15 protein-coding genes and 1 pseudogene are annotated in these 20,270 nt (G+C 41.9%); 10 read left to right on the forward strand and 6 right to left on the reverse strand.

The features are described 5' to 3' along the window. Nucleotides 1–81: 81 nt before the first annotated feature. From HMPREF9625_RS06160 to HMPREF9625_RS06205, 10 genes and pseudogenes are all read left to right on the forward strand, one after another. Nucleotides 82–1,206: a BMP family lipoprotein gene (locus tag HMPREF9625_RS06160; RefSeq protein ID WP_009534778.1), complete on the forward strand. Its 1,125-nt coding sequence runs from the start codon at nucleotides 82–84 to the stop codon at nucleotides 1,204–1,206. Nucleotides 1,207–1,284: 78 nt separating this feature from the next. After that, nucleotides 1,285–2,832, forward strand: a complete 1,548-nt coding sequence (locus HMPREF9625_RS06165) for an ABC transporter ATP-binding protein (protein ID WP_009534777.1) — start codon at nucleotides 1,285–1,287, stop codon at nucleotides 2,830–2,832. After that, nucleotides 2,825–3,898, forward strand: a complete 1,074-nt coding sequence (locus tag HMPREF9625_RS06170) for an ABC transporter permease (protein WP_009534776.1) — start codon at nucleotides 2,825–2,827, stop codon at nucleotides 3,896–3,898. Before HMPREF9625_RS06165 ends, HMPREF9625_RS06170 begins: the two co-directional genes overlap by 8 nt. Further along, a pseudogene (locus HMPREF9625_RS06175) lies at nucleotides 3,898–4,844 on the forward strand (ABC transporter permease). The gene HMPREF9625_RS06170 and the pseudogene HMPREF9625_RS06175 overlap by 1 nt, the downstream one beginning before the upstream one ends. A 146-nt stretch (nucleotides 4,845–4,990) precedes the next feature. After that, nucleotides 4,991–5,923, forward strand: a complete 933-nt coding sequence (locus tag HMPREF9625_RS06180; RefSeq protein WP_009534773.1) for a nucleoside hydrolase — start codon at nucleotides 4,991–4,993, stop codon at nucleotides 5,921–5,923. Between the two features lie 12 nt (nucleotides 5,924–5,935). Further along, complete coding sequence (locus HMPREF9625_RS06185; protein WP_195891279.1) at nucleotides 5,936–7,213, forward strand: M20 family metallopeptidase; 1,278 nt, start codon at nucleotides 5,936–5,938, stop codon at nucleotides 7,211–7,213. A gap of 143 nt (nucleotides 7,214–7,356) precedes the next feature. Next, a complete protein-coding gene (locus HMPREF9625_RS06190; protein WP_009534771.1) occupies nucleotides 7,357–8,103 on the forward strand; it encodes a glutamine amidotransferase in 747 nt (248 codons plus the stop codon). Between the two features lie 104 nt (nucleotides 8,104–8,207). Beyond that, nucleotides 8,208–9,113, forward strand: coding sequence for a ribokinase (locus tag HMPREF9625_RS06195; protein WP_009534770.1), 906 nt, complete (start codon nucleotides 8,208–8,210; stop codon nucleotides 9,111–9,113). 391 nt (nucleotides 9,114–9,504) lie between these two features. Further along, on the forward strand, nucleotides 9,505–10,716 hold the full coding sequence (locus tag HMPREF9625_RS06200; RefSeq protein ID WP_009534769.1) for an ATP-binding protein: 1,212 nt from the start codon (nucleotides 9,505–9,507) through the stop codon (nucleotides 10,714–10,716). A gap of 179 nt (nucleotides 10,717–10,895) precedes the next feature. Further along, a complete protein-coding gene (locus tag HMPREF9625_RS06205; protein ID WP_009534768.1) occupies nucleotides 10,896–11,639 on the forward strand; it encodes a gamma-glutamyl-gamma-aminobutyrate hydrolase family protein in 744 nt (247 codons plus the stop codon). Nucleotides 11,640–11,829: 190 nt separating this feature from the next. Here HMPREF9625_RS06205 and HMPREF9625_RS06210 read toward each other — a convergent pair whose 3' ends face one another. The 6 genes from HMPREF9625_RS06210 to HMPREF9625_RS06235 form a co-directional block, all read right to left on the reverse strand. After that, entirely contained in the window at nucleotides 11,830–12,768 is a 939-nt protein-coding gene (locus HMPREF9625_RS06210; protein WP_009534767.1) for an AraC family transcriptional regulator, read from the reverse strand. Between the two features lie 141 nt (nucleotides 12,769–12,909). Next, nucleotides 12,910–15,198 carry an alpha-galactosidase gene (locus HMPREF9625_RS06215; protein ID WP_009534766.1) on the reverse strand — a complete coding sequence of 763 codons (2,289 nt, stop codon included), beginning with the start codon at nucleotides 15,196–15,198 and terminating at the stop codon, nucleotides 12,910–12,912. Nucleotides 15,199–15,384: 186 nt separating this feature from the next. Beyond that, nucleotides 15,385–16,224 (reverse strand): carbohydrate ABC transporter permease, encoded by an 840-nt coding sequence (locus tag HMPREF9625_RS06220; RefSeq protein WP_009534765.1) that lies wholly within the window; start codon nucleotides 16,222–16,224, stop codon nucleotides 15,385–15,387. An 8-nt stretch (nucleotides 16,225–16,232) separates the two neighbouring features. Further along, on the reverse strand, nucleotides 16,233–17,138 hold the full coding sequence (locus HMPREF9625_RS06225; protein WP_009534764.1) for a carbohydrate ABC transporter permease: 906 nt from the start codon (nucleotides 17,136–17,138) through the stop codon (nucleotides 16,233–16,235). A 77-nt stretch (nucleotides 17,139–17,215) separates the two neighbouring features. Next, nucleotides 17,216–18,541: an ABC transporter substrate-binding protein gene (locus HMPREF9625_RS06230; protein WP_009534763.1), complete on the reverse strand. Its 1,326-nt coding sequence runs from the start codon at nucleotides 18,539–18,541 to the stop codon at nucleotides 17,216–17,218. Between the two features lie 446 nt (nucleotides 18,542–18,987). Then, a complete protein-coding gene (locus tag HMPREF9625_RS06235; RefSeq protein WP_009534762.1) occupies nucleotides 18,988–20,091 on the reverse strand; it encodes a peptidylprolyl isomerase in 1,104 nt (367 codons plus the stop codon). Nucleotides 20,092–20,270: the final 179 nt, after the last annotated feature.

The raw sequence follows: 20,270 nt of genomic DNA on the forward strand, positions 1-20,270 counted from the left end.
AAGTATAGGAAAATGGTTTCCTATACAAAAAGTCAAAATGAAAATTCGGATAATTCATTTTAGCGAAGGAGGAAAAAGAGAATGAAAAAAATTCTTGCTGTTGCTCTGGCGGGTGTACTGAGCTGCTCACTACTACTTGGATGCGGAAAGTCTGCAAATGAGGTAGCGCAGTCCAAGGCCGAGAATACCGAAGCGGAGACTGAGGTAAAGGAAGAAAAGGAAAGTGAGAAAGCGGATGCTGCGGAGAAGAAGGGGATTCGTGTATGTATTGTTTATACAGGAAACTTAGGTGACAAGTCTTATAACGATTCCTGTAACGCGGGTGCCAAGAAGGCGGTTGAAGATTTCGGAATTGAATTAAAGTCTCTTGAAGGAACAACTGCACAGGAATGGGAAGCAAATCTTGTTGCCGCTTGTGAAGAGGGTTATGACTTAATTATTGGTGCTTCTTCCAATATTGCAGATTATATTACAGAGCATGCCCCGAATTATCCGGATGTTAAATTCGCTGTAATTGATACCACGGTTGATCTTGATAATGTGGAATCCATCAGCTTTGCTCAGAATCAGGGATCCTTCCTTGCAGGTGCAGCGGCTGCAATGTTCACACAGAAGACCGACATTCCCAATGTAAATGATGCAAATGTTATCGGTTGGGTTGGAGGAATGGATATTCCGGTACTGCATGATTTCTACATTGGATATGAGCAGGGAGCAAAGTATATCAATCCGGACATCAAGATTCTTCAGGCATTTGCAGGTTCTTGGACAGATCCTTTAAAGGGAAAAGAGTTAACTCTTGCACAGTATGAGCAGGGTGCTGATATCGTGATGAACGTTGCTTCCGGAACAGGAACAGGTATTCTTGAGGCGGCTAAAGAGGCAGATAAGTATGCCATCGGCGTAGACTTAAATCAGGATGCCGATCAGCCGGGACATATTTTAACATCCATGGTAAAGAGAGTGGATAATGCTTGTTACCTGGTAATCCAGTCCGTAGTTGATGGAAGTTTCAAGGGTGGTTCCACACAGTATCTGTCTTTGGCAGAAGGCGGTGTAAGCTTAACCGATTTCGCAGAAATCAAGAAGGCACTGGGGGAGAAGTTCCCGCAGGATATTGTGGATAAGTGTGATGAATTGGCTAAGAAGATTATCTCCGGAGAGATTGTAGTAGAAAATTACGAAGGTTTCGGTCCTAAAGCATAAAGCCTGAAACTTTGTCTTGGGCATGGGACTCTTAGAGTTTCCCATGCCCTTTCTTTATCCAGGGAATGAGGGAGAGTAATGAGTGAATATGTTGTAGAAATGAGGAACATCGTAAAATCCTTTGGAGAAGTACATGCCGTTAAAGACGGACAGTTTAATCTGATAAAAGGTGAAATTCATTCTTTGATTGGAGAAAACGGAGCAGGTAAGTCAACTATGATGAAAATGCTTTATGGTATGTATCCCATTGATTCCGGTGAAATTGTGGTAAAGGGTGAGTTGATGGGGAAGCTGGATCCTAAGCTTGCGATTCATCATGGAATTGGCATGGTTCATCAGGAGTTCATGCTTGTCAGTGATTTGACTGTGCTCGAAAATGTCATTTTGGGCTTTGAGCCAAAAAAAGGTTTCCAAATTGACTTTGAAAAAGCAAGAAAAGAGATTCAACATTTTATTGACCAGTACAACATGGAAATTCAGCTCGATAAAAAAGTGAGTCAGATTTCTGTCGGAGAAGCGCAGCGAGTTGAGATTATAAAGACGCTGATGAGAGGGGCAGATATCATCATTTTAGATGAGCCTACCGCTGTTTTGACTCCGCAGGAGACAAGAAAACTTTTTGAAATTCTAAATAATCTAAAAAAAGAGCAAAAGTCTCTGGTTTTCATTTCTCATAAACTAAATGAGGTTATGGAGATTTCGGACCGTATTTCCGTAATGCGACAGGGCTTTTATATGGGATCTGTTTCCAAGGAAGAAACCTCTCCGCTAGATCTAACCAAGAAGATGATTGGACGTGAAGTCTTTTTAAATATTGATAAGACTTATGAAAAAGCCGGAAAGAGAATTCTAGATGTACAGGATGTTTGGGTTCCCAGCCAAAAGGAAACTTCTAAAATCAGAGGAATGTCTTTACATGTGAATGAAGGAGAAATTGTAGGAGTTGCCGGAATTGATGGAAATGGACAGTCTGAATTGATTGAAGCAATCACAGGGCTTCGCCCGGTTGAAAAAGGTCATATCTTTTTAGATGGAAAGGAAATTACAAACCTTTCTCCAAAGAAAGTAAGAGCGGTAGGGCTAGCTCATATTCCGGAGGACAGAAATACACGTGGATTGAACCGAACAATGAGTATAGAAGAGAATCTTGTGGCGGTGGAAGTAGATAAAGCACCTTATTCGAAGGGAATGGTAATGAACAGCCCTGCCATGGATAAGCACGCAGAGGAAATGGTAAAGCTTTTTGATATACGTCCAACCGATTACAAGCTTCCGACCTCCTCTTTGTCCGGTGGAAATGCCCAGAAAGTCGTTGTTGCCAGAGAGGTTTCCATGAATAAAAAGCTTCTTGTTGCGGCGCAGCCCACAAGAGGAGTGGATATCGGTGCAATTGAGTCGATTCAGAAAACCTTGGAGGAAGCCAAGAAAAATGGAGCCGGAGTTTTGCTTGTTTCTACAGAGCTGGAGGAAATCACCTCGCTCTCGGATAGAATTATCGTTATACATGAAGGAAAAATAACAGGAGAATTAAGTGCCGGTGAGGCAAATGAAAATAATCTCGGGCTTCTTATGATGGGAGGCAGTGTTGAAAAAAAGCTGGAAAAGGAGGGAGAAGCGCATGAATAAGTCATTAAACAGTTTTCTGAAGATTCTATTTACCTTTTTTCTGGCTATTTTCATCGGAGCTGTCTTTATCTTGGCTATTGGAGAGAATCCGATTGATGCCTATTTGGCATTACTAAAAGGGGCATTGGGAACAAAGTTGGGAAGAGGAAATGTAATCGCAGGCTTTACACCCTTACTTTTAACGGCAACTGCTTTTGCTGTTGCGGCAAAGGCCGGAGCGTTCAACGTCGGAGTGGAGGGAGAAGTTATTCTGGGAGGCATTACTGCTGCCTATATCGGAATTAATTGGGGCTTCCTTTCTGTTCCCCTTCTATATCTTGCCTGTTTTACGGGGGCGATTGTGGTAGCCATGCTTTGGGGCCTGATTCCTGCTATTTTAAAAGCATACTTTAACGTATCGGAGGTCTGTGTCACTATTCTTATGAATACAGTAGCACTTTATATCGGCTCTTATTTGGTGAGTGGTCCGATGAGTGCAGGAGTTGCGACACCGCAGTCTAAGCCTGTGCTTGTGACCATTCCGAAAATCATGAAGCCATCTTCTGCAAATATGGGCGTGTTTATAGCCATTGCGGTTGTAGTTGCCGTAATCTGGATGACCTACAAGACGAAGTGGGGCTATAAAATCAGAACCGTTGGAACCAATCCTGCTCATGCAGATTATGTCGGTATCAACTCCAAGAAGGTCTTTGTCGGCGCAATGCTTCTTTCCGCTGCTCTTGGCGGGACGGCAGGATGCATAGAGGTTTTGGGGGTGCACGGATATTATCTGGACGGCTTTGCAAGAGATCTCGGTACCAACGGAATGCTTGCGGCACTGATTGTAAAGTCCAACATGCTGTTTACTCCCTTCCTTGCCTTTTTCCTTGCAGTGCTGAAAGCCGGTGCAATGGCGATGCAACAGGCTACAAGTGTACCAAAATCGATTGTGGATACCATTTCAGCGGTATTTATCATTATTGCAACCATGGACTTTGTCATTGAACTGGGAAAACGTAGGAAAATGGAAAAAGAAATGAACGCTACTGTAGCTGTAGAGAAAAAAGAAAAAGGAGGGGAAAAATAATGTCAGAAAATGTAGGAAAAATCTTTAACTTATCCCTGATATATGCAACCTTCCGCGCCTCGACTCCCATTATTTATGCGGCATTGTGTGCTGCAATCACACAACAGGCCAATATTTTAAATATTGGAACAGAAGGGATTATGCTTGTTGGTGCATTCACAGCCGTAGCAATCAGCTACTTTACGGGAAGTTGGATTTTGGGAGTTCTTGCTGCAATGCTTGGCGGTGCTATGATTGCCATGATTATGGCGGTAAGCCATATTAAGTACAACTCGGAAATCTGTGCTATCGGTATGGGAATCAATCTTTTGGCAATCGCGTTAACGAAATTCATGTTGCAGGTATTTTTTCATACCAGCGGCAGCTTTTCCAATCCTGCTATTGTTGCCATTCCAAAATTGCACTTTTCTTTTTTGGAAAATGTACCGTTTTTAAATACGCTCTTAAATGACTGGCGCTTTACAGAGTGGTTTGTCATTGTTTTCATTCTCCTCCTACAGTTTATCTTCTATAAGACGGTATGGGGATTAAGGCTTCGTGCTGTAGGACAGTTCCCTATGGCAGCACAGACTGCAGGAATTCAGGCAAATGCAGTGAAATATCAGGCGATGCTGATTTCGGGGCTGATCGGAGGTCTTGCAGGGGCACACTTGTCTTTGGGATACGTACTCAATTTGTAGAGAATATGACAAACAGTCGAGGCTTTATGGGTGTCGCGGCGATGTATTTCGGCGGTGCCAATCCGGTGTTGACTGCAATGGGATGCCTTTTGTTCGGATTTTCCGACTCGGTTGGAGCTAGATTGCAGGCCTATGGAATTCCGGCACAGTTTATTTTGATGATGCCGTATATTGTAACCATTGCGGTACTTGCCATTTCCATGGCTATCAAGATGCAGGCTGCAAGAAAGAAGGAATCTTCCCTGCTTACCCATTCTGTAGCTTAGAATATTTTGCAATAAAGACCGCGGTAAAAAGGTCTATGTATAGAAAAGCTATAAAAATAATTGCGTAAGGAATCTTAGTCACTATATAGATTCCCCTTGTATAGAGTGGATTTTATAAATTCAGTATGGATAGAAAAGGAGAAAAGATGAGTAAAAGAAAAATCATTTTAGATTGCGATCCGGGGCATGATGACGCAGTGGCTATTTTGTTGGCCGCCAAGAATCCGAATTTGGAATTACTCGGTATTACCGTTGTGGCGGGAAATCAGACTCTGGAAAATACACAGAGAAATGCTTTGCGTGTAGTACAGCATTTAGGTCTGGATATCCCGGTCTATGCCGGCTGCGGACAGCCGATGGTTCGAGATAAGGTTACTGCCGGGGACATTCATGGGGAAACAGGACTGGATGGTCCGGTGTTTGATCCGTTGACAAGAAAAATTGAGGCGGAACATGCGGTGAATTATATTGTAAAAACACTGATGAACTCGGATGAAAAAATCACTATGGTGACTACGGGACCGATGACCAACTTGGGAATGGCGATTCGCATGGAACCGAAGATTTTGGATAAAATTCAGGAAATTGTATTCATGGGAGGCTCTTATGCAAACGGGAATGTGACTCCCGCCGCAGAATTTAATATTCTTGCAGATGCGGAAGCGGCGCATGTATGTATTTCTTCAGGGCTTCCCATTACTATGGTGGGACTGGACGTAACCAGAAAAGCGCTTTGCTATCCGAATATTGTAGAAAGAATGCGGAAGATAGGAAATAAAGCTTCAGATCTCTTTGCGGATTTAATGACGTTTTTCTGTAAAACCCAGAAAGAAGTATACGGATGGGAAGGCGGTCCTCTTCATGACCCGATAACCATTGCATATCTGATTGACCCGACTGTTATTACAACAAAGCCGATGAATGTGACGGTGGATGCTTCCAGCTCCCAGTCTTATGGCCGTACGAATTGCGACTTTTTCGGTTATATGAAGAAAAAAGAAAATGTAAATGTAGGAATAGATATAGACGTGGAAAAGTTCTGGGACCTTGTTGAAGCGGGCTTAAAACTCTACGATTAAATTTTCCGGAGGATGACAGTGGAGCTTTTAAAAGAAGTTTTAGAAAAAAACAAAGAAAAATATCTGGAACGATTATCTGAATTGGTTGCCATAGATACGCATGACTTGGGGCATGGAATCAAAGGCGGTTTGGAGAAAAAAGGACAGGATTATATAGCAGAGCTCTTTCGGAGTATGGGAGCAGAGGTGACTTTGGATCCTATGAAGGAAGAAGATATAGAAAAGTGCTTTACTCTCTATCAGGAGGGAAACCTCGGGCACAATCAGACAGATCGCTATAATGTTTATGCGACGTTTCAAGGAGAAAAGAGTGGCAGAACCTTGATGTTCAACGGTCATATGGATGTAATGCCGGCAGAAGAGGTGGAGGAGTGGACCAGTCCTCCATTTAGCCCTTCGATACGAGACGGGAAGATTTTTGGAAGAGGAACAGCGGATATGAAGGGCGGCCTAATGGCTGCTACGATGGCGGTTCAGCTTCTAAAGGATGCGGGGGTTCCTTTTTCCGGAACAGTGAAAATCAGCTCTGTTTGTGATGAAGAGGGTGGTGGAAATGGCTCTATGCAGGCCATCATGAGCGGGGAAAGAGCGGATGGTGTTGTGGTCTGTGAAGGCACCAGCGATGAGTTGATTTTGGCACATATGGGCTTTGTCTTTTTTAGAGTCAAATTTACAGGAAAATCCTGCCATTCAGGAGCAAAAAAAGAGGGTGTAAGCGCTATTGATAAGGCGATTAAAGTAATACAGGCTCTCAATGAAAAGGAGCATGAATGGTTGCTTCATTACAAGCATCCACTGTTACCGGCACCGAATCTGAACGTAGGTGTGATTCATGGCGGAACCGCGGGATCAACTGTTGCGGATGAATGTATGTTTGAAGTTTGTGTACATTATCTTCCGAATCAAATGAGTCATAATCAGGTGGTAAAGGAATTTCGGGAAGTTGTGGAAAGAGTTGCTAGGTCTGATGCATGGCTGGAAGAGCATTTGCCGGAAGTCAGTATTTATCAATCAGGTGGCGGATTTGAAATGGAAGAAGATGCGCCGTTTGTGAACAGTTTTAAGCGGGCTTACTCTGAAGCTAGGGGAAAGAAGGTTAAGGTGGTTGGGTCCCCTGCAGGTTGCGATTCCCGTTTATGGAAAAATATTGCGGAATGCCCGACCATTCAGTTTGGACCCGGGAACCTTGCACAGTGTCATGGCATTGACGAATGGCTGGATTTGGAAGCGTATTATCAATCTATTTTGATTTATGCAGAACTGATACTGGATTTTTGCAAGGCGGAATAAGCCATATTTAAAACGAAATTCATATTTTATAAGATGAATTGCATGATTATCGTATGGGAAAGGCTTTTCATAAGACGGATCGAATCCGGAGTGAAAAGTAAGTGTAACAATACAAATGAAACAAATAAGAAAAGGAGAGAAAAATGGCAAAGAGAGTTTTATTGGCGGGTGAATCTTGGATGAGCTATACAACCCATGTAAAGGGTTTTGATACTTTCTATACTTCCGTTTATGAGACGGGAGAGAAGTATATTAAAAAAGCATTTGAAGAAGGCGGATATGAGTTTACCTTCCTGCCGAATCACTTAGCTATGGAGGAGTTTCCCTTCAGTCTTGAGGAATTAAAGAGATATGATTTGATCATTCTTTCCGATATTGGAGCGAATACCCTTTTGTTACCGGGAGCTACCTTTACTCGCAGTGAGTTAATGCCGAACCGTTGCAACCTGCTTCGCGACTACGTATTGGAAGGCGGTGCACTTTTAATGGTTGGAGGATATCTGACCTTCTCCGGTGTGGATGCTAAGGGGAAATGGCAGGATACCGCGGTACAGGAGGTTTTACCCGTTCAGGTTCTTGCAACAGATGATAGAATGGAGCACTGTGAAGGTGTTCGTCCTGTTTTTGTGAAGGATCATGTAGTTTTCGAAGGAATAGAAAAAACTTGGCCAAGAGTTTTGGGATACAACAAGACCATTTTAAAGCCGGAAGCGGAGCTTCTTGCAAGTGTTTGTGGTGATCCTTTCATTGCTCTTGGAGAGTACGGCAAGGGGAGATCGGCTGTATTTACAACGGACTGTGCACCGCACTGGGCACCGCCCGAGTTCTGTGAATGGAAAGATTACAATCGTCTGTTCCAGAATCTTGCGCGTTGGCTGATTAAAGAATAAAGGAACTGAAATAGGGGCTCATATCGTGATAATCCATTTTGGAGAAAGCTAATTTTAAAGACTATCCGAAATGAGTTCCTTGCTTATCATTGACGGGAGAAGCTATGAAGGTTTTAAATTTTGGTTCTTTGAATATTGATTATGTATACAGTCTGGATCATTTCGTTCAAAAAGGAGAGACTATATCCTCTGATGCCTTACATATTTTTCCGGGAGGAAAAGGATTAAATCAGTCCGTTGCTTTAGGGAGAGCTGGAGTTTCCGTTTCCCATGCCGGAGCGGTAGGGAAAGACGGAGACTTTCTTTTAGAGCTACTTAAAGAATCCTGTGTCGATACAAAATATATTCAAGTTTTAGAAGGGGTACAAACCGGTACCGCGATTATTCAAAATGATAAGAGTGGAGACAATTGTATCATTCTTTATAGCGGTGCAAACCATCAGATTACAAAAGAGCAGATTGCCAATACGATTTCGGATTTTGAAAAAGGAGATTTCCTTGTTCTACAAAATGAAATAAACGGTATGGATAGCATCGTGCGGGTTGCAGAGGAGAAGGGATTAAAGATAGTTCTGAATCCTTCGCCGATGAATGAGAAGATTTTGGGATTGCCCTTACAGTACGTTGATTATTTTGTTCTAAATGAAGTAGAAGCTGCACAGATTCTTGGTTTGGAAAATATAAGTGAAAAAGATGGAGAGAAAATTGTTCGAGAACTCTATAATACTTATCCGCATGCCAAGATTGTTCTGACTCTTGGAGCGGAGGGCTCGATTTACTTTGACGGAGAAAAGCTGTATAGGCAAAGAGCCTATAAGACGGAGGTTGTAGATACTACAGCTGCGGGAGATACCTTTTCCGGTTTCTTTATCGCCGGCATCTTACGCGGAGATACTGTGGAGCAGGCAATGGATACGGCGGCAAGAGCGGCAGGGATAGCGATATCCAGACCCGGAGCGGCACCTTCCATTCCCAAAATAGAGGAAGTTTTAGAGTTTTCATTTAAGTAGAGGGAGCAAAAGCGCTCCCTCTTTTTACAAATTGAGATAATTATGAAAGTTGTGTTCAAAAAAAGAATAGTTTGGGTATCCAATGTTTTATTTTCTGTTATCATCTGTACTTCATTGATCAGAAGAATGTAAATCTATTAAACAAATATTTTTCATTTTTGTTTAATAGATTTACAGCTGGGGGGGATTTTTTAAACCGGATTTCACACGCTCTACACATGATACTCGTTAAGTATAAAATACGAAAGCGAAAATCGTGTTTTTTTGCCTTAAAAAACTGTCAGTTATATCGAACAAAAACCTTCTTTTTCCTTCATATATAAAGTATAATGTTCATATTGACTACATGGAAGATGCTTATATCTTGAAAAAACAAGAGGAGGATGCCCGGATGATTCAACGAGAAAGATACATAGATAAGATAAAGCCGTTTATCGGAAAGGATATTATCAAAGTTCTGACCGGGATTCGCCGATCGGGGAAATCAGTCATGCTCCAACTGATTCAAGAAGAAATTCGAAGTCAAGGCATCGCTGATACGCAGTTTATCAGCTTCAATTTTGAGTCTTTGGAAAATGCTGATTTCTGTACGGCAGATTCTTTGTACCAAGAACTGAAAAAAAGGATTTCATCTGTTCAAGGAAAGGTTTATTTGTTTTTTGATGAAATTCAAGAAGTGGAGCAGTGGGAAAAATGTATTAATTCTGTCCGCGTTGATTTTGATTGTGATATCTATATCACAGGTTCCAATGCAAAGCTTCTTTCCGGAGAGCTGGCAACATATCTTGGCGGACGCTATGTAGAGTTTGTGGTTTTCCCATTTTCCTTCGAAGAATATCTGGAATCTATAAAACAGGAAAAGGAAGAGGTTTCCGTTACAGAAGAATTCAAGAATTATCTGGAAATGGGAGGGATGCCTTTCCTAATGAATCTCCGCTATGATAAAGATGCTTCTATGCAATATCTTAGAGATATATATAATTCCGTGCTCTTAAAGGATGTGGTTCAGCGTAACAACATTCGAGATGTAGAACTATTGGAGAGAATGATTTTATATCTTTTAGACAATGTGGGACATAGCTTCAGTGCAAGAAGCATATCCAATTATTTAAAGCAGGAAAATCGGAAAGTTTCTGCAGAAACCATTTTAAATTATAGCAAGGCATGCTGTGATGCCTATCTTTTTATACAACTTAGGAGGGAAGATCTTCAGGGGAAGAAAATTCTTAGTGTAAATGAAAAGTATTATTCGGTAGATCACGGACTTCGGGAATCCATTCTGGGGACGAATGCAAGAAATATTGATCAGATTCTTGAAAATATTGTCTGCATGGAATTGCTGAGACGAGGCTATACAGTGACAATTGGAAAAAACGGGGAGAAAGAAATTGATTTTATAGCCCAAAAAAATAAAGACAAGCTGTACATTCAAGTGGCTTATCTCCTTGTCGGATCCGGTACTATAGAGCGAGAATTTGGCATCTATGACTCGATTCGGGATCATTACCCTAAGTACGTCCTTTCTTTGGATGAATTTGATATGAGCCGTGACGGTATAAAACATCTAAATATACGGGATTTTCTCCTTAGTAAAGAGTTTTGACAGCTTTAGGAAAGAAAAGGAACTTTAGTCTATTAAACAAAAACAAATATTTTTCATTTTTGTTTAATAGACCAAAAGTGAATATTTCCCCTTTTTCAAACCCCCCTTTTTATGGCATAATGGCTTGGCATGGTTAAATTATGGTCGTTGTATCAGAGTATTAAGAGAAAGGGAGATTTATGAAAAAACCTGTAATCGGTATTTCCACAAGTGTGCTTGTGGATCAGGAGAGCGGCTTCCCCGGATATGAGAGAATTTATGTCAATAAGGACTATGTTTCGTCAGTGATTTCCGCAGGAGCAGTTCCTCTCATGATTCCGATGGATGATACGGAAGATAACTTGAGGCAGACTTTAGAGCTTGTAGACGGGGTGATTTTTTCCGGCGGACATGATATTGCGCCGATTCGCTATCAGGAAGAGCCACATCAGAAATTGCAGGAGATTTGTCCGGAGAGGGATGAGTTTGACTTTTTGCTCTACCGGCTTGCTAAGGAGAAGAAACTTCCGATTTTGGGAATTTGCCGCGGTTTTCAGCTTATGAATGTTTCCGAGGGAGGAAAGCTTTATCAGGATCTTTCTCTAAAAGACACGGAAAGTTTTAAGCATTCTCAGGGGCATGGTCCGAGTATTCCGACTCATACGGCAAAAGTGGAGGCAGGTAGTAAGTTCCACGATATTCTCGGGAAAGAGGAGATTCGCGTAAACAGCTTCCATCATCAGGCGGTAAAGTCCGTTTCGGAAAATGTAGTGATATCGGGAAGAGCTTTGGATGGTGTGGTAGAGGCGATTGAATTAAAGGATTATCCTTTTGGAGTAGGCGTTCAATTCCACCCGGAGATGCTGCAGGAGAAGGAAGAGGATATGAAGAAGATTTTCGTGGCACTGGTTTCTGCTGCAAGGGAGTATCAGGGGAAAAAGTAATCTTGCTTGAAAGAGACTTTCGGGTAGCATATCCGATCATATAAAGTTTTTTAGGGAAAAGATAGTCCGAAGTACAGACTAATCAGAAGGATTTGCGCTTCGGTCATTTAAGTAGAGGGAAGAAGAATTAAGTTCAAAAATTCATAAACAGATGCTTAAAGCAATAGAACTTGCATAATAAGTCCATGTCCTAAGAATAGAGGTGCTTTAAGTATTCTCCTGTTTCCCGGTTGTAGAGAAGCTCTTCCTTCATACTGCGGTACTGGAGTGGACTCATACCTATTTTCTTTCGGAAAATCTTGGAGAAACTTAGCGGATCATGGTAGCCGACCTGAAAAGCGACTTCCGCTACGGAACGCTTTGTCCTCCGAAGCATCGATTTGGCATTTTGCATACGGACATAAAGTAGATATTCTTTGGGAGAATACCCCGTATCCATCTTAAAGCTGTTAAAAAGATGGGCACGGTGTACTCCCATTTTTTCTGCAAGAAACTGAATGCTGAGATCCTCACCGTAGTGCTCGTCGATGTATTCACGCACATCATGACTCAGACTTCGTAATTTCTTTGTTTGCTTTAGACCCTTTACCTCATCACTTTCTTTATCTCGGATAAGATTGGCAAAGAAAAGATGAAGATAAGCTACACGCGAGATCTGATGCTCTAAGCTGAATTCTTTTTTATCTAAAATCTTATTAATGTATTGGAGAAGATCTTGCACATTGTGCACGATGCGAACGGGCTTTGCGGGACTAAAGCCGGCATCGGACAAGAAGGAATCTGCATCGATTCCTCTACATGCCAGCCAGAAGTAAGACCAAGGATCCTTTAGATCGGCTTCATACCAAGCAAGGGTATGAGGGTAGAGAAGAAATGCATTTCCGGCAGAAAGTTGGTAGAGTTCACCGTTCACACAAAGTGTTCCCGATCCGGAATAGACAATATGAATTAGGTACACATCCCTTTTGTTCGGGCCATACTTATGCCCGGGATGGCAGCGTTCTTTTCCGCAGTACATTAGCTGCAAGTCCGAAGCCTTGCATTCTGCATCCTGAAAATTAATATATTGTTTTTCACCCTCTAAGAAGGGAACATCTCCGGAGAGAGAATTTTCTCTTGTTTTTCTCATTTTCTTTAGACTGCTCCATGATGTGTTTCGACATTGTGCATATTGCTTTTAAAATACGAGTGGAACCGCTATTTCGGCACCACTCGTTGAATACGCTTGTTTTTTATCCAAGATAGAAAACAAATTCAGCTTCTTGTTTACTTATATTGCTTTAATGAGGAAAAGTAAAGATGCAAAATCTCCACCTTTCCTGCTTAAATCTTCTCTGGCAATGGGAATACCGATTTCCATAAGCTCTGCTCCGTAAGCTTCATAAGATAATTCTTTGTCTTTCAGATTATACCCTGCATGGAGGACAGTGGCTTCTTTTCTCTCCAAAGATGGATTTAAATTGGAGCTAATCCGGTATAGTTTATTTTCCTCCAACCCTTTTAGTTTAAAGCGAATCCAGGAGGCATTTACAAAATTCAGCTTTTGGAAATACATGGCAATGGCTTCCGCCTTATCCGGGGATACAACAGAAAAGCCGCATTCATTTCCTTCAAAGGGAGAAAGTAGCCTGTAAAAATCTCCCTCAATCTGTATGAGTCTTCTGTGCTCCTTCATAAAGAGGATTTCTCTCTTAACTTCTTCGATTTCAGTAGGAGAAAGAAGATTTAGATCAAGTTCATAACCAAAAGTTCCGAAATAGGCCATATTGGCACGCGTTTCCAGCGGAGTATTTCGATAAAGTTGTTGATTCGGCACAGCGGATACATGGGCTCCGATGCTTACAATGGGGTAAGCAATGGAGCTGCCATACTGAATTTTAGCCCTTTCTGCCGCGTCACTGTCGTCGGAACACCAGGCTTGCGGAGCGTAATAGAGTAAGGCGGCATCAAAGCGTGCACCGCCACTGGCGCAGGATTCAAAGAGAATATCCGGAAATTCCGTAGTCAAGCGATGGTATAGATCGTATACACCAAGGATATAACGATGCATCATTTCTCCCTGCCTTTCCGGCGGAAGAGTAGCAGAGTAAGGCTCCGACATATAACGGTTCATATCCCACTTGATATAGGAAATTTTCGATTCGCGAAGGATTTTAGCTACTTTTTCATAGATGTAGTCCACGACTTCTGTTCTGGAATAGTCCAGAACATGCTGGTGTCTTGCGTGAGAGGGGAAACGCCCCGGTGCATTGATTATCCAGTCGGGATGCGCACGGTATAAACCGGAATCCATATTGATCATTTCCAACTCAAACCAAAGACCGAAATCTAAGCCCATGGCCACGACTTTTTCCGATAATCCTTTTATTCCGCCCGGAAGCTTTTCTAGGTTAGCATCCCAATCGCCAAGTCCTCGATAATCATCATTTCGTTTTCCGAACCAGCCATCATCCAAAACAAAAAGCTCTGCTCCGACTTCTTTAGCTTTTTTAGCAATCTGCAGAATTTTTTCTTCGTTAAAATCAAAGAAGGTAGCTTCCCAGTTGTTCAGGAGTATAGGACGTTCTCGGTTTTTCCATTTGCTGCTCATTAAGCGATTCTTCATAAAACGATGGTACGCTTGACTGAGCCCGTTTAAGCCCTTGTCGCTGAATGCCAGAATTACTTCCGGGCTTTGGAAAGATTCTCCTTCACATAGGCAGTAGGAGAAATGCTCCGGATTTATGCCGAGCATAACCCTGCTCATTTCAAAGGTGGAAACTTCTACCTGAGAGAGAAAATTACCGCTGTAGACCAGATTGAATCCATATACTTTTCCCTGATCTTCATCCGCTCCCTTTCTTAAAAGTGCAATGAAAGGATTATGCTCTGCTCCTGAACAGGTTCCGTTCAAACTTTGTATGCTTTGGATTCCCATTTCCAGCTTTCTTTTCTTAAGATAGCGTTCTCTTCCCCAAGCACCGGAAAGATGCAAAAGAGAGAAATCCTTGTCCATAAACTCCAGACTCATACTCATGGCTCTTTCCAGAAAAATCTTTTCTTTTCCCTTCTGGGTAAAACGAACGTTTCGGCAGAGTATGGGATAATCTCGATACAATGTATACTCCAAAACCATTTCGGTTTGGGACAGATTATCAAATAAAGTAATGTCGAGCGTCAATGCTTCCTCTTCTTTTTCCACATAGGACATGGGGAGTGGAAGATAGGAGGGCTTTCCGCTTTTTACCTCATGACAACGGTACTTAAAATCGGATACACGGGAACCATTTTCCTGTAAAATGCTAAAGGCAGGGCTCCGGTAGTCTCCTGTACCGTAAGAAGGGTATTCCTGTGCACTGTAATGCATGGAAAGAAGTCCCGGCTCGGGAATGCATACGCTCATCTGTGACCTTCTGGCTTCTTCGTGTAAATAGGAAAATCCCTCTCTGTCAGGGATTCTCTTTCCATAATAAAGGTGCTCCAACTGCTCATTTTCCATAATGCGCATAATATAGGATATTTCTTCGTTATAGAGGTGAAAAACACGTTCTTCTTTATGAAATACAATTGCAAAATTCATTGTATGCTCCTTTTATAAAATGTCTATGTATTCTTTTATAAAATGCCTATGTATTCTTTTATAAAATATCTATGTAATCTTTTATAAAATATCTATGTAATCTTTTATAAAATGTCTATGTAATCTTTTATAAAATGCCTATGAATTCTCTTGCCGGAATGGATAGGACGTCTAATAGTAGCTTTACTACAGCTTTCCTCCACTGGTTGCAATTCCTTCGATAAATTGCTTTTGGAAGAAGACATATAAAATAATCATGGGAAGACAGGCAATCAATGAGGCTGCCATGAGTTCCGGGAATTTTGTCACATACTGTCCCTGCATCTTGGCTAAGGCAGAGGAGAGGACGAGCATATCCTTATCCGTGTTTACAATTAACGGCCACATCAGATCTTTATAAGCAAAAAGTGCGGTAAAGATACCCAGAGCCACCATGCTGGAACGCATAAGAGGCATCATGACAAATAAGAAGCATTGTCCTATATTGCAACCGTCCAGTCTTGCGGCTTCCTCCAAGTCGGTCGGCAGAGTCATAAAGCCCTGACGCAGAAGGAAGGTTCCAAAGGCGGTAACCATACCGGGAAAGACCAGAGCAAACATGGTATTCAGCATTCCCAGTTTGGAAACCATCAGATATTGCGGAATCAAAAACACCTGATTCGGCACCATCATTTGAAAAAGGACAAGGGAGAATGCCAGATCTCTTCCGGGAAAATGCAATCTTGCAAAGGCATAGCCGGCAAGTGTTGCAGTTACTATTGCACAGATCACCCTAAAGAGAATCAAGAGGAGTGTATTTCTGTACAATAGAAAAAAATTCATATTGCGGAAAACGGTTTTGAAGGCATCGGTTCTCCATTGTTTTGGAAAAATGACAAAAGGATTGACGGAGGTAGCTTCGGTAGCTGTTTTAAAAGAAGTTAAAACCATCCAGAAGAAGGGAACAAGCATCGTGATGGAGACAAGTATCAAAGCCGAATGGACGATGATTTTTGAGATTTTTCTTTTTCTTTCTAAACTTTCCATCTTCCCTCCTAATTATAAATGACCCATTTTTTCTGCGCGATCATCTGTAATACTGTGACCAGCAGAGTCAGGAACATGAGGACGACAACAATAGTAGAGCCATATCCGATATTTTTATTTACAAAGGAATATTTGTAAAAAAGATAAACCAAAGACTGGGTTTTATTGAGGGCCGGATTTGTTTTATCCATAATCATGTAAATCAAATCAAAGACCTGTAAGGAGGCGATGACGCGCGTAACCAGTACAAAGAAAATGGTTGGAGAAAGAAGCGGTAAAGTGATATGGAAAAAGCTTGTCACGGCAGTAGCGCCGTCAATCTCCGCCGCTTCATAGTAGTCTCCCGGTATTTCTTGTAGCCCTGCAAGAAAGAGAACCATGTTATATCCGAGGATGGACCAGATGCCGATAACGGCAATACTGTAAAGAGAGAACTTGGGATTGCTGATCCAGCTGATTCTTAGGTGTAATATATGGTTGATTAAGCCGAAGTCCGAATTATAAAGCCATCTCCAAACCATGGCGATCGCAGCGGGAGCGGCAACCATAGGAAGGAAAATGATTGTTCTGTATAAAGATCTTCCTGCTATTTTTTTATTTAATAAGATAGCTAGGAGCAGAGAAATAACAATGGAAAACGGCACCTCCACCAAAGCATAGCGAACCGTATTCCATAGTGCCTGCCAAATCTCTGCATCGGAAAAGACATTTTGATAGTTTTTAAATCCTACAAAAATATTTCCCTTTCCGAAATCTCCTGCTTTATAAAAGCTTTGGATAATCGTGTTGATGATGGGAATAATATTTAAAATGACTAAGCCGAGTACGGTTGGAAGGATAAAAAGCCATCCCCAAAGGAACTCGTTTTTTTCTCTGCTTGTAAAGGAAAATAATCCTTTTTTCTGTCCAGCCATGACTACTCCTTTAAAAGAGAGCTGTGAAACACAGTCTTTCGATACTTGTATTCACAGCTCCCTCAAAAAACGATTTATTACTTATGTTCTTCAGCGAGTTTCTCATTCATCTGCGCAGCCATCTGCTTGCAAGCTTCTTCCATGGTCAGCTCTCCGGTATACACTTTGGTTACCAGCTGTGTGTTGACATCTTCCCATGCAATAGTACTTCTGGAATAGGGAAGAATCTCCATATCGTCCATCATATTGAGATAAGCTTGTAAATTAAAGGGAGCGCTCTTTGCCCACTCGTCGGATGTGCCCTTGTAAGCGGACATGGTTACACCAAGACTTGCCTGCTTTCTCTGTGCCTTCTCGGAACCGAGATATTCAATCAGCTTCCATGCTTCTTCCGGATGCTCGGTATTCTTTGCAGCAGCCCAACCTAAGCCGTTGTAGATGGAAACTCTTCTTCCGGTAACCTTGTCCTTCGGAAGTTCTACACAGTCTGCATTGGCCAAACTGAATTCATTATTCTTATGTGCGGCAATCATCCAGGAACCCTGGAAGCACATTGCAGACTTGCCGGACTGGAAAAGTACATCCTCCGAATTCTCAGCCATGGTTTCTGCAGAGGGAATCAGACCTTCTTTAATCCAAGTCTCTACATACTTCATAGCTTCGATGCTCTTTGGATCATCGTATCCGGACTTGGTCTTATCATCGTTTAAGATATAGCCGCCTCTGTCTAGAATCATGTTGTAGTATCCGGCTTGGTCATTGTCCGGCTTTAAGCAAAGACCGTACTGTGATCCGTCCTCTTTCTTCAGCTTACGAGCGGCATCGGTTAAATCATCCCAAGTCCAGTCTACGGTAGGATAGTCCAGTCCTGCTTCATCAAACATCTTCTTGTTATACCAAAGCGCTATGGTGTCGATATCCTTCGGTACAGCGTAATTCTTACCTTCATAGCTATAAAGTCCCCAGATATCCTCAGGATAGTTCTCTGTCTGAATGACTTCGGAATTTTTGATTTGATCGGTCAAATCAAGAAGCATATCATTACTCATATAACGCTCGGATTCATTGGAGTGCATCCAGAATACATCCGGTAGCTGTCCACCCTGTGCAGCGGCTTCCATTGCGGTCCAATAATCTGCCCAACGAACAACGGAGATTTTTGTTTTGATTCCTGTCTCCTTTGTGAAATCATCCATGATTTCCTGGATGCCCGGTTCCTGGTTTGGATCCCAAATTTGCACGGAAAGAGTGGTTCCGGAGTCGGATGTCTGAGAATCCTCAGCAGCCATAGTGGTCTCCTCAGCCTGCTGGCTATCAGGCTTGCTGTCTGCCTGCTCAGCCTGCTTCCCGCATGCTGCGAGGGCCATGATGGAAAGCCCAAGAGTTAACGCGTACTTTTTCATAAAATGCCTCCTTTTGTATCTTTTGTAAATTTTTGTATAAGAAAAAGAATGGATAAAGGTCCACTCTGTATCTTCATTTTTATTACAAGAGAAGTTAGCTTTTTGTCTGAAATCCTCTTGATGATAGCAATCCGACTTCGATCCTGCTGAAAAATCGACCCTTTATTCCACTCTTAGAAAGTGTTTTATATTCTCTATACTGACTTGGAAAATCTCTAAAAATCTTCCCTATGCCTTGTATTATAGGCAACGAAAGTACTTTTGGCATGGCAAAATGTTGCGAATATCATGAAAAATGTTATGGTTTTTTATGATGCATGAATAGCTGCGTTTTCAAAAGGAAAAAATATAGCTTGTATATAGAAATACACCGGAGGATTGCCGCCGGTGTATTTGCAATTCTTAAAGACCATTGCTCAAGTAGCTTGCGCTGTCTCTTTACTGAATCAATATTTTTGAAATCTAATGCTTTGAATATTGATGGGATTCGACACCGGTGCATCGTCCTGGTTGGTTTCCTGTGAGGCGATTTTTTCAACAACATCCATTCCTTCATAAACCTGCCCGAGTACGGTGTAGCGGCCGTCTAATTCGGGGATACCGCCGACTTCCCTGTACTTTGCCTTTACATTTTCCGGGAAGGAAATAATGGGAAGGGAGGTTTCGTTTCGCACTTTGCTACACTGCACGATATAGAACTGATTTCCGTTTGTATGGGGACCGTTATTTCCCAAGCAGAGGGCGCCATTAAAGTTGTGGAGTTCCATATTGACCTCATCTTGGAAGAAACCGTTGTAGCTGGATTTTGATTCGTCTCCGGAACCGTCCAAGGCTCCTCCTTGGATAACATAGTCCTTGATGACTCTGGCAAAGGGGGTTCCGTTATAGAAGCCTTGCTTGGAGAGCGTAATCCAGTTTTGTACGGCAATGGGAGCCTTCTTAGGGAAGAGACGCAATTTAATTACACCCGCATCGGTAGTCATGATACAAACTTCTTCTCCTCGTCTTGGCTTTTCCAACTGATATAGGCTTACATCGGATACGTCGATTCCTTTATCCTGCCAGAGAATCCCGATGATTTTCCACTTCTGCGCTTGTGCATCCCCAAGCTGTGCCATTTTCATAAGAACGGTATGCTCAGTCACTTTGTTTGATCGTTCCGTAACCTGAAACTTTAATTCCATGATACCACGAAGATCATTGTACTCATCGGTCCCGCTTACACGGTGGAGTATCGGCATCTTACTGTAGATATAGCGGATGTCTTTTTTTCCTTCAAAGCTTCGGAAGAAATTACGGATTACTTCTTTTTCTTCTTCTGCAATATCCGGAACAATAAAGTCTTCGATGCCTTTCTGCTCTTTAATGGCCTTGATAAACTCTTCTTCACGTGCCTGCAAAAGAGTTTCGTCCCAGCGACGGGATAACATCTGCCAGGTCTGCACTTCGTCATCATAATTTTTGGCAAAGCCGGTAAAGGCAGTGAGAGAAAGTATTCCGAATAGGGCACAACCAAGTGCAAGAGCGAGTTTCACGAACGATTTTCTCATACAAACTCCTTTCTGTCATGAGAACTTATGCAAATTTACATAAGTAGAATGGTGAATTGCAGTTTATATTTCATTAATAATAACAAAATATTTTTAATATTTAAAGTATAAAATAGAAAAAACTTACTATAATTCATGCAAGGTGAAATGGATAGCTTTTCAAGCGTATGAATTAGATG

Source organism: Oribacterium parvum ACB1, from assembly GCF_000238055.2.
Classification (GTDB): Bacteria; Bacillota; Clostridia; order Lachnospirales; family Lachnospiraceae; genus Oribacterium; species Oribacterium parvum.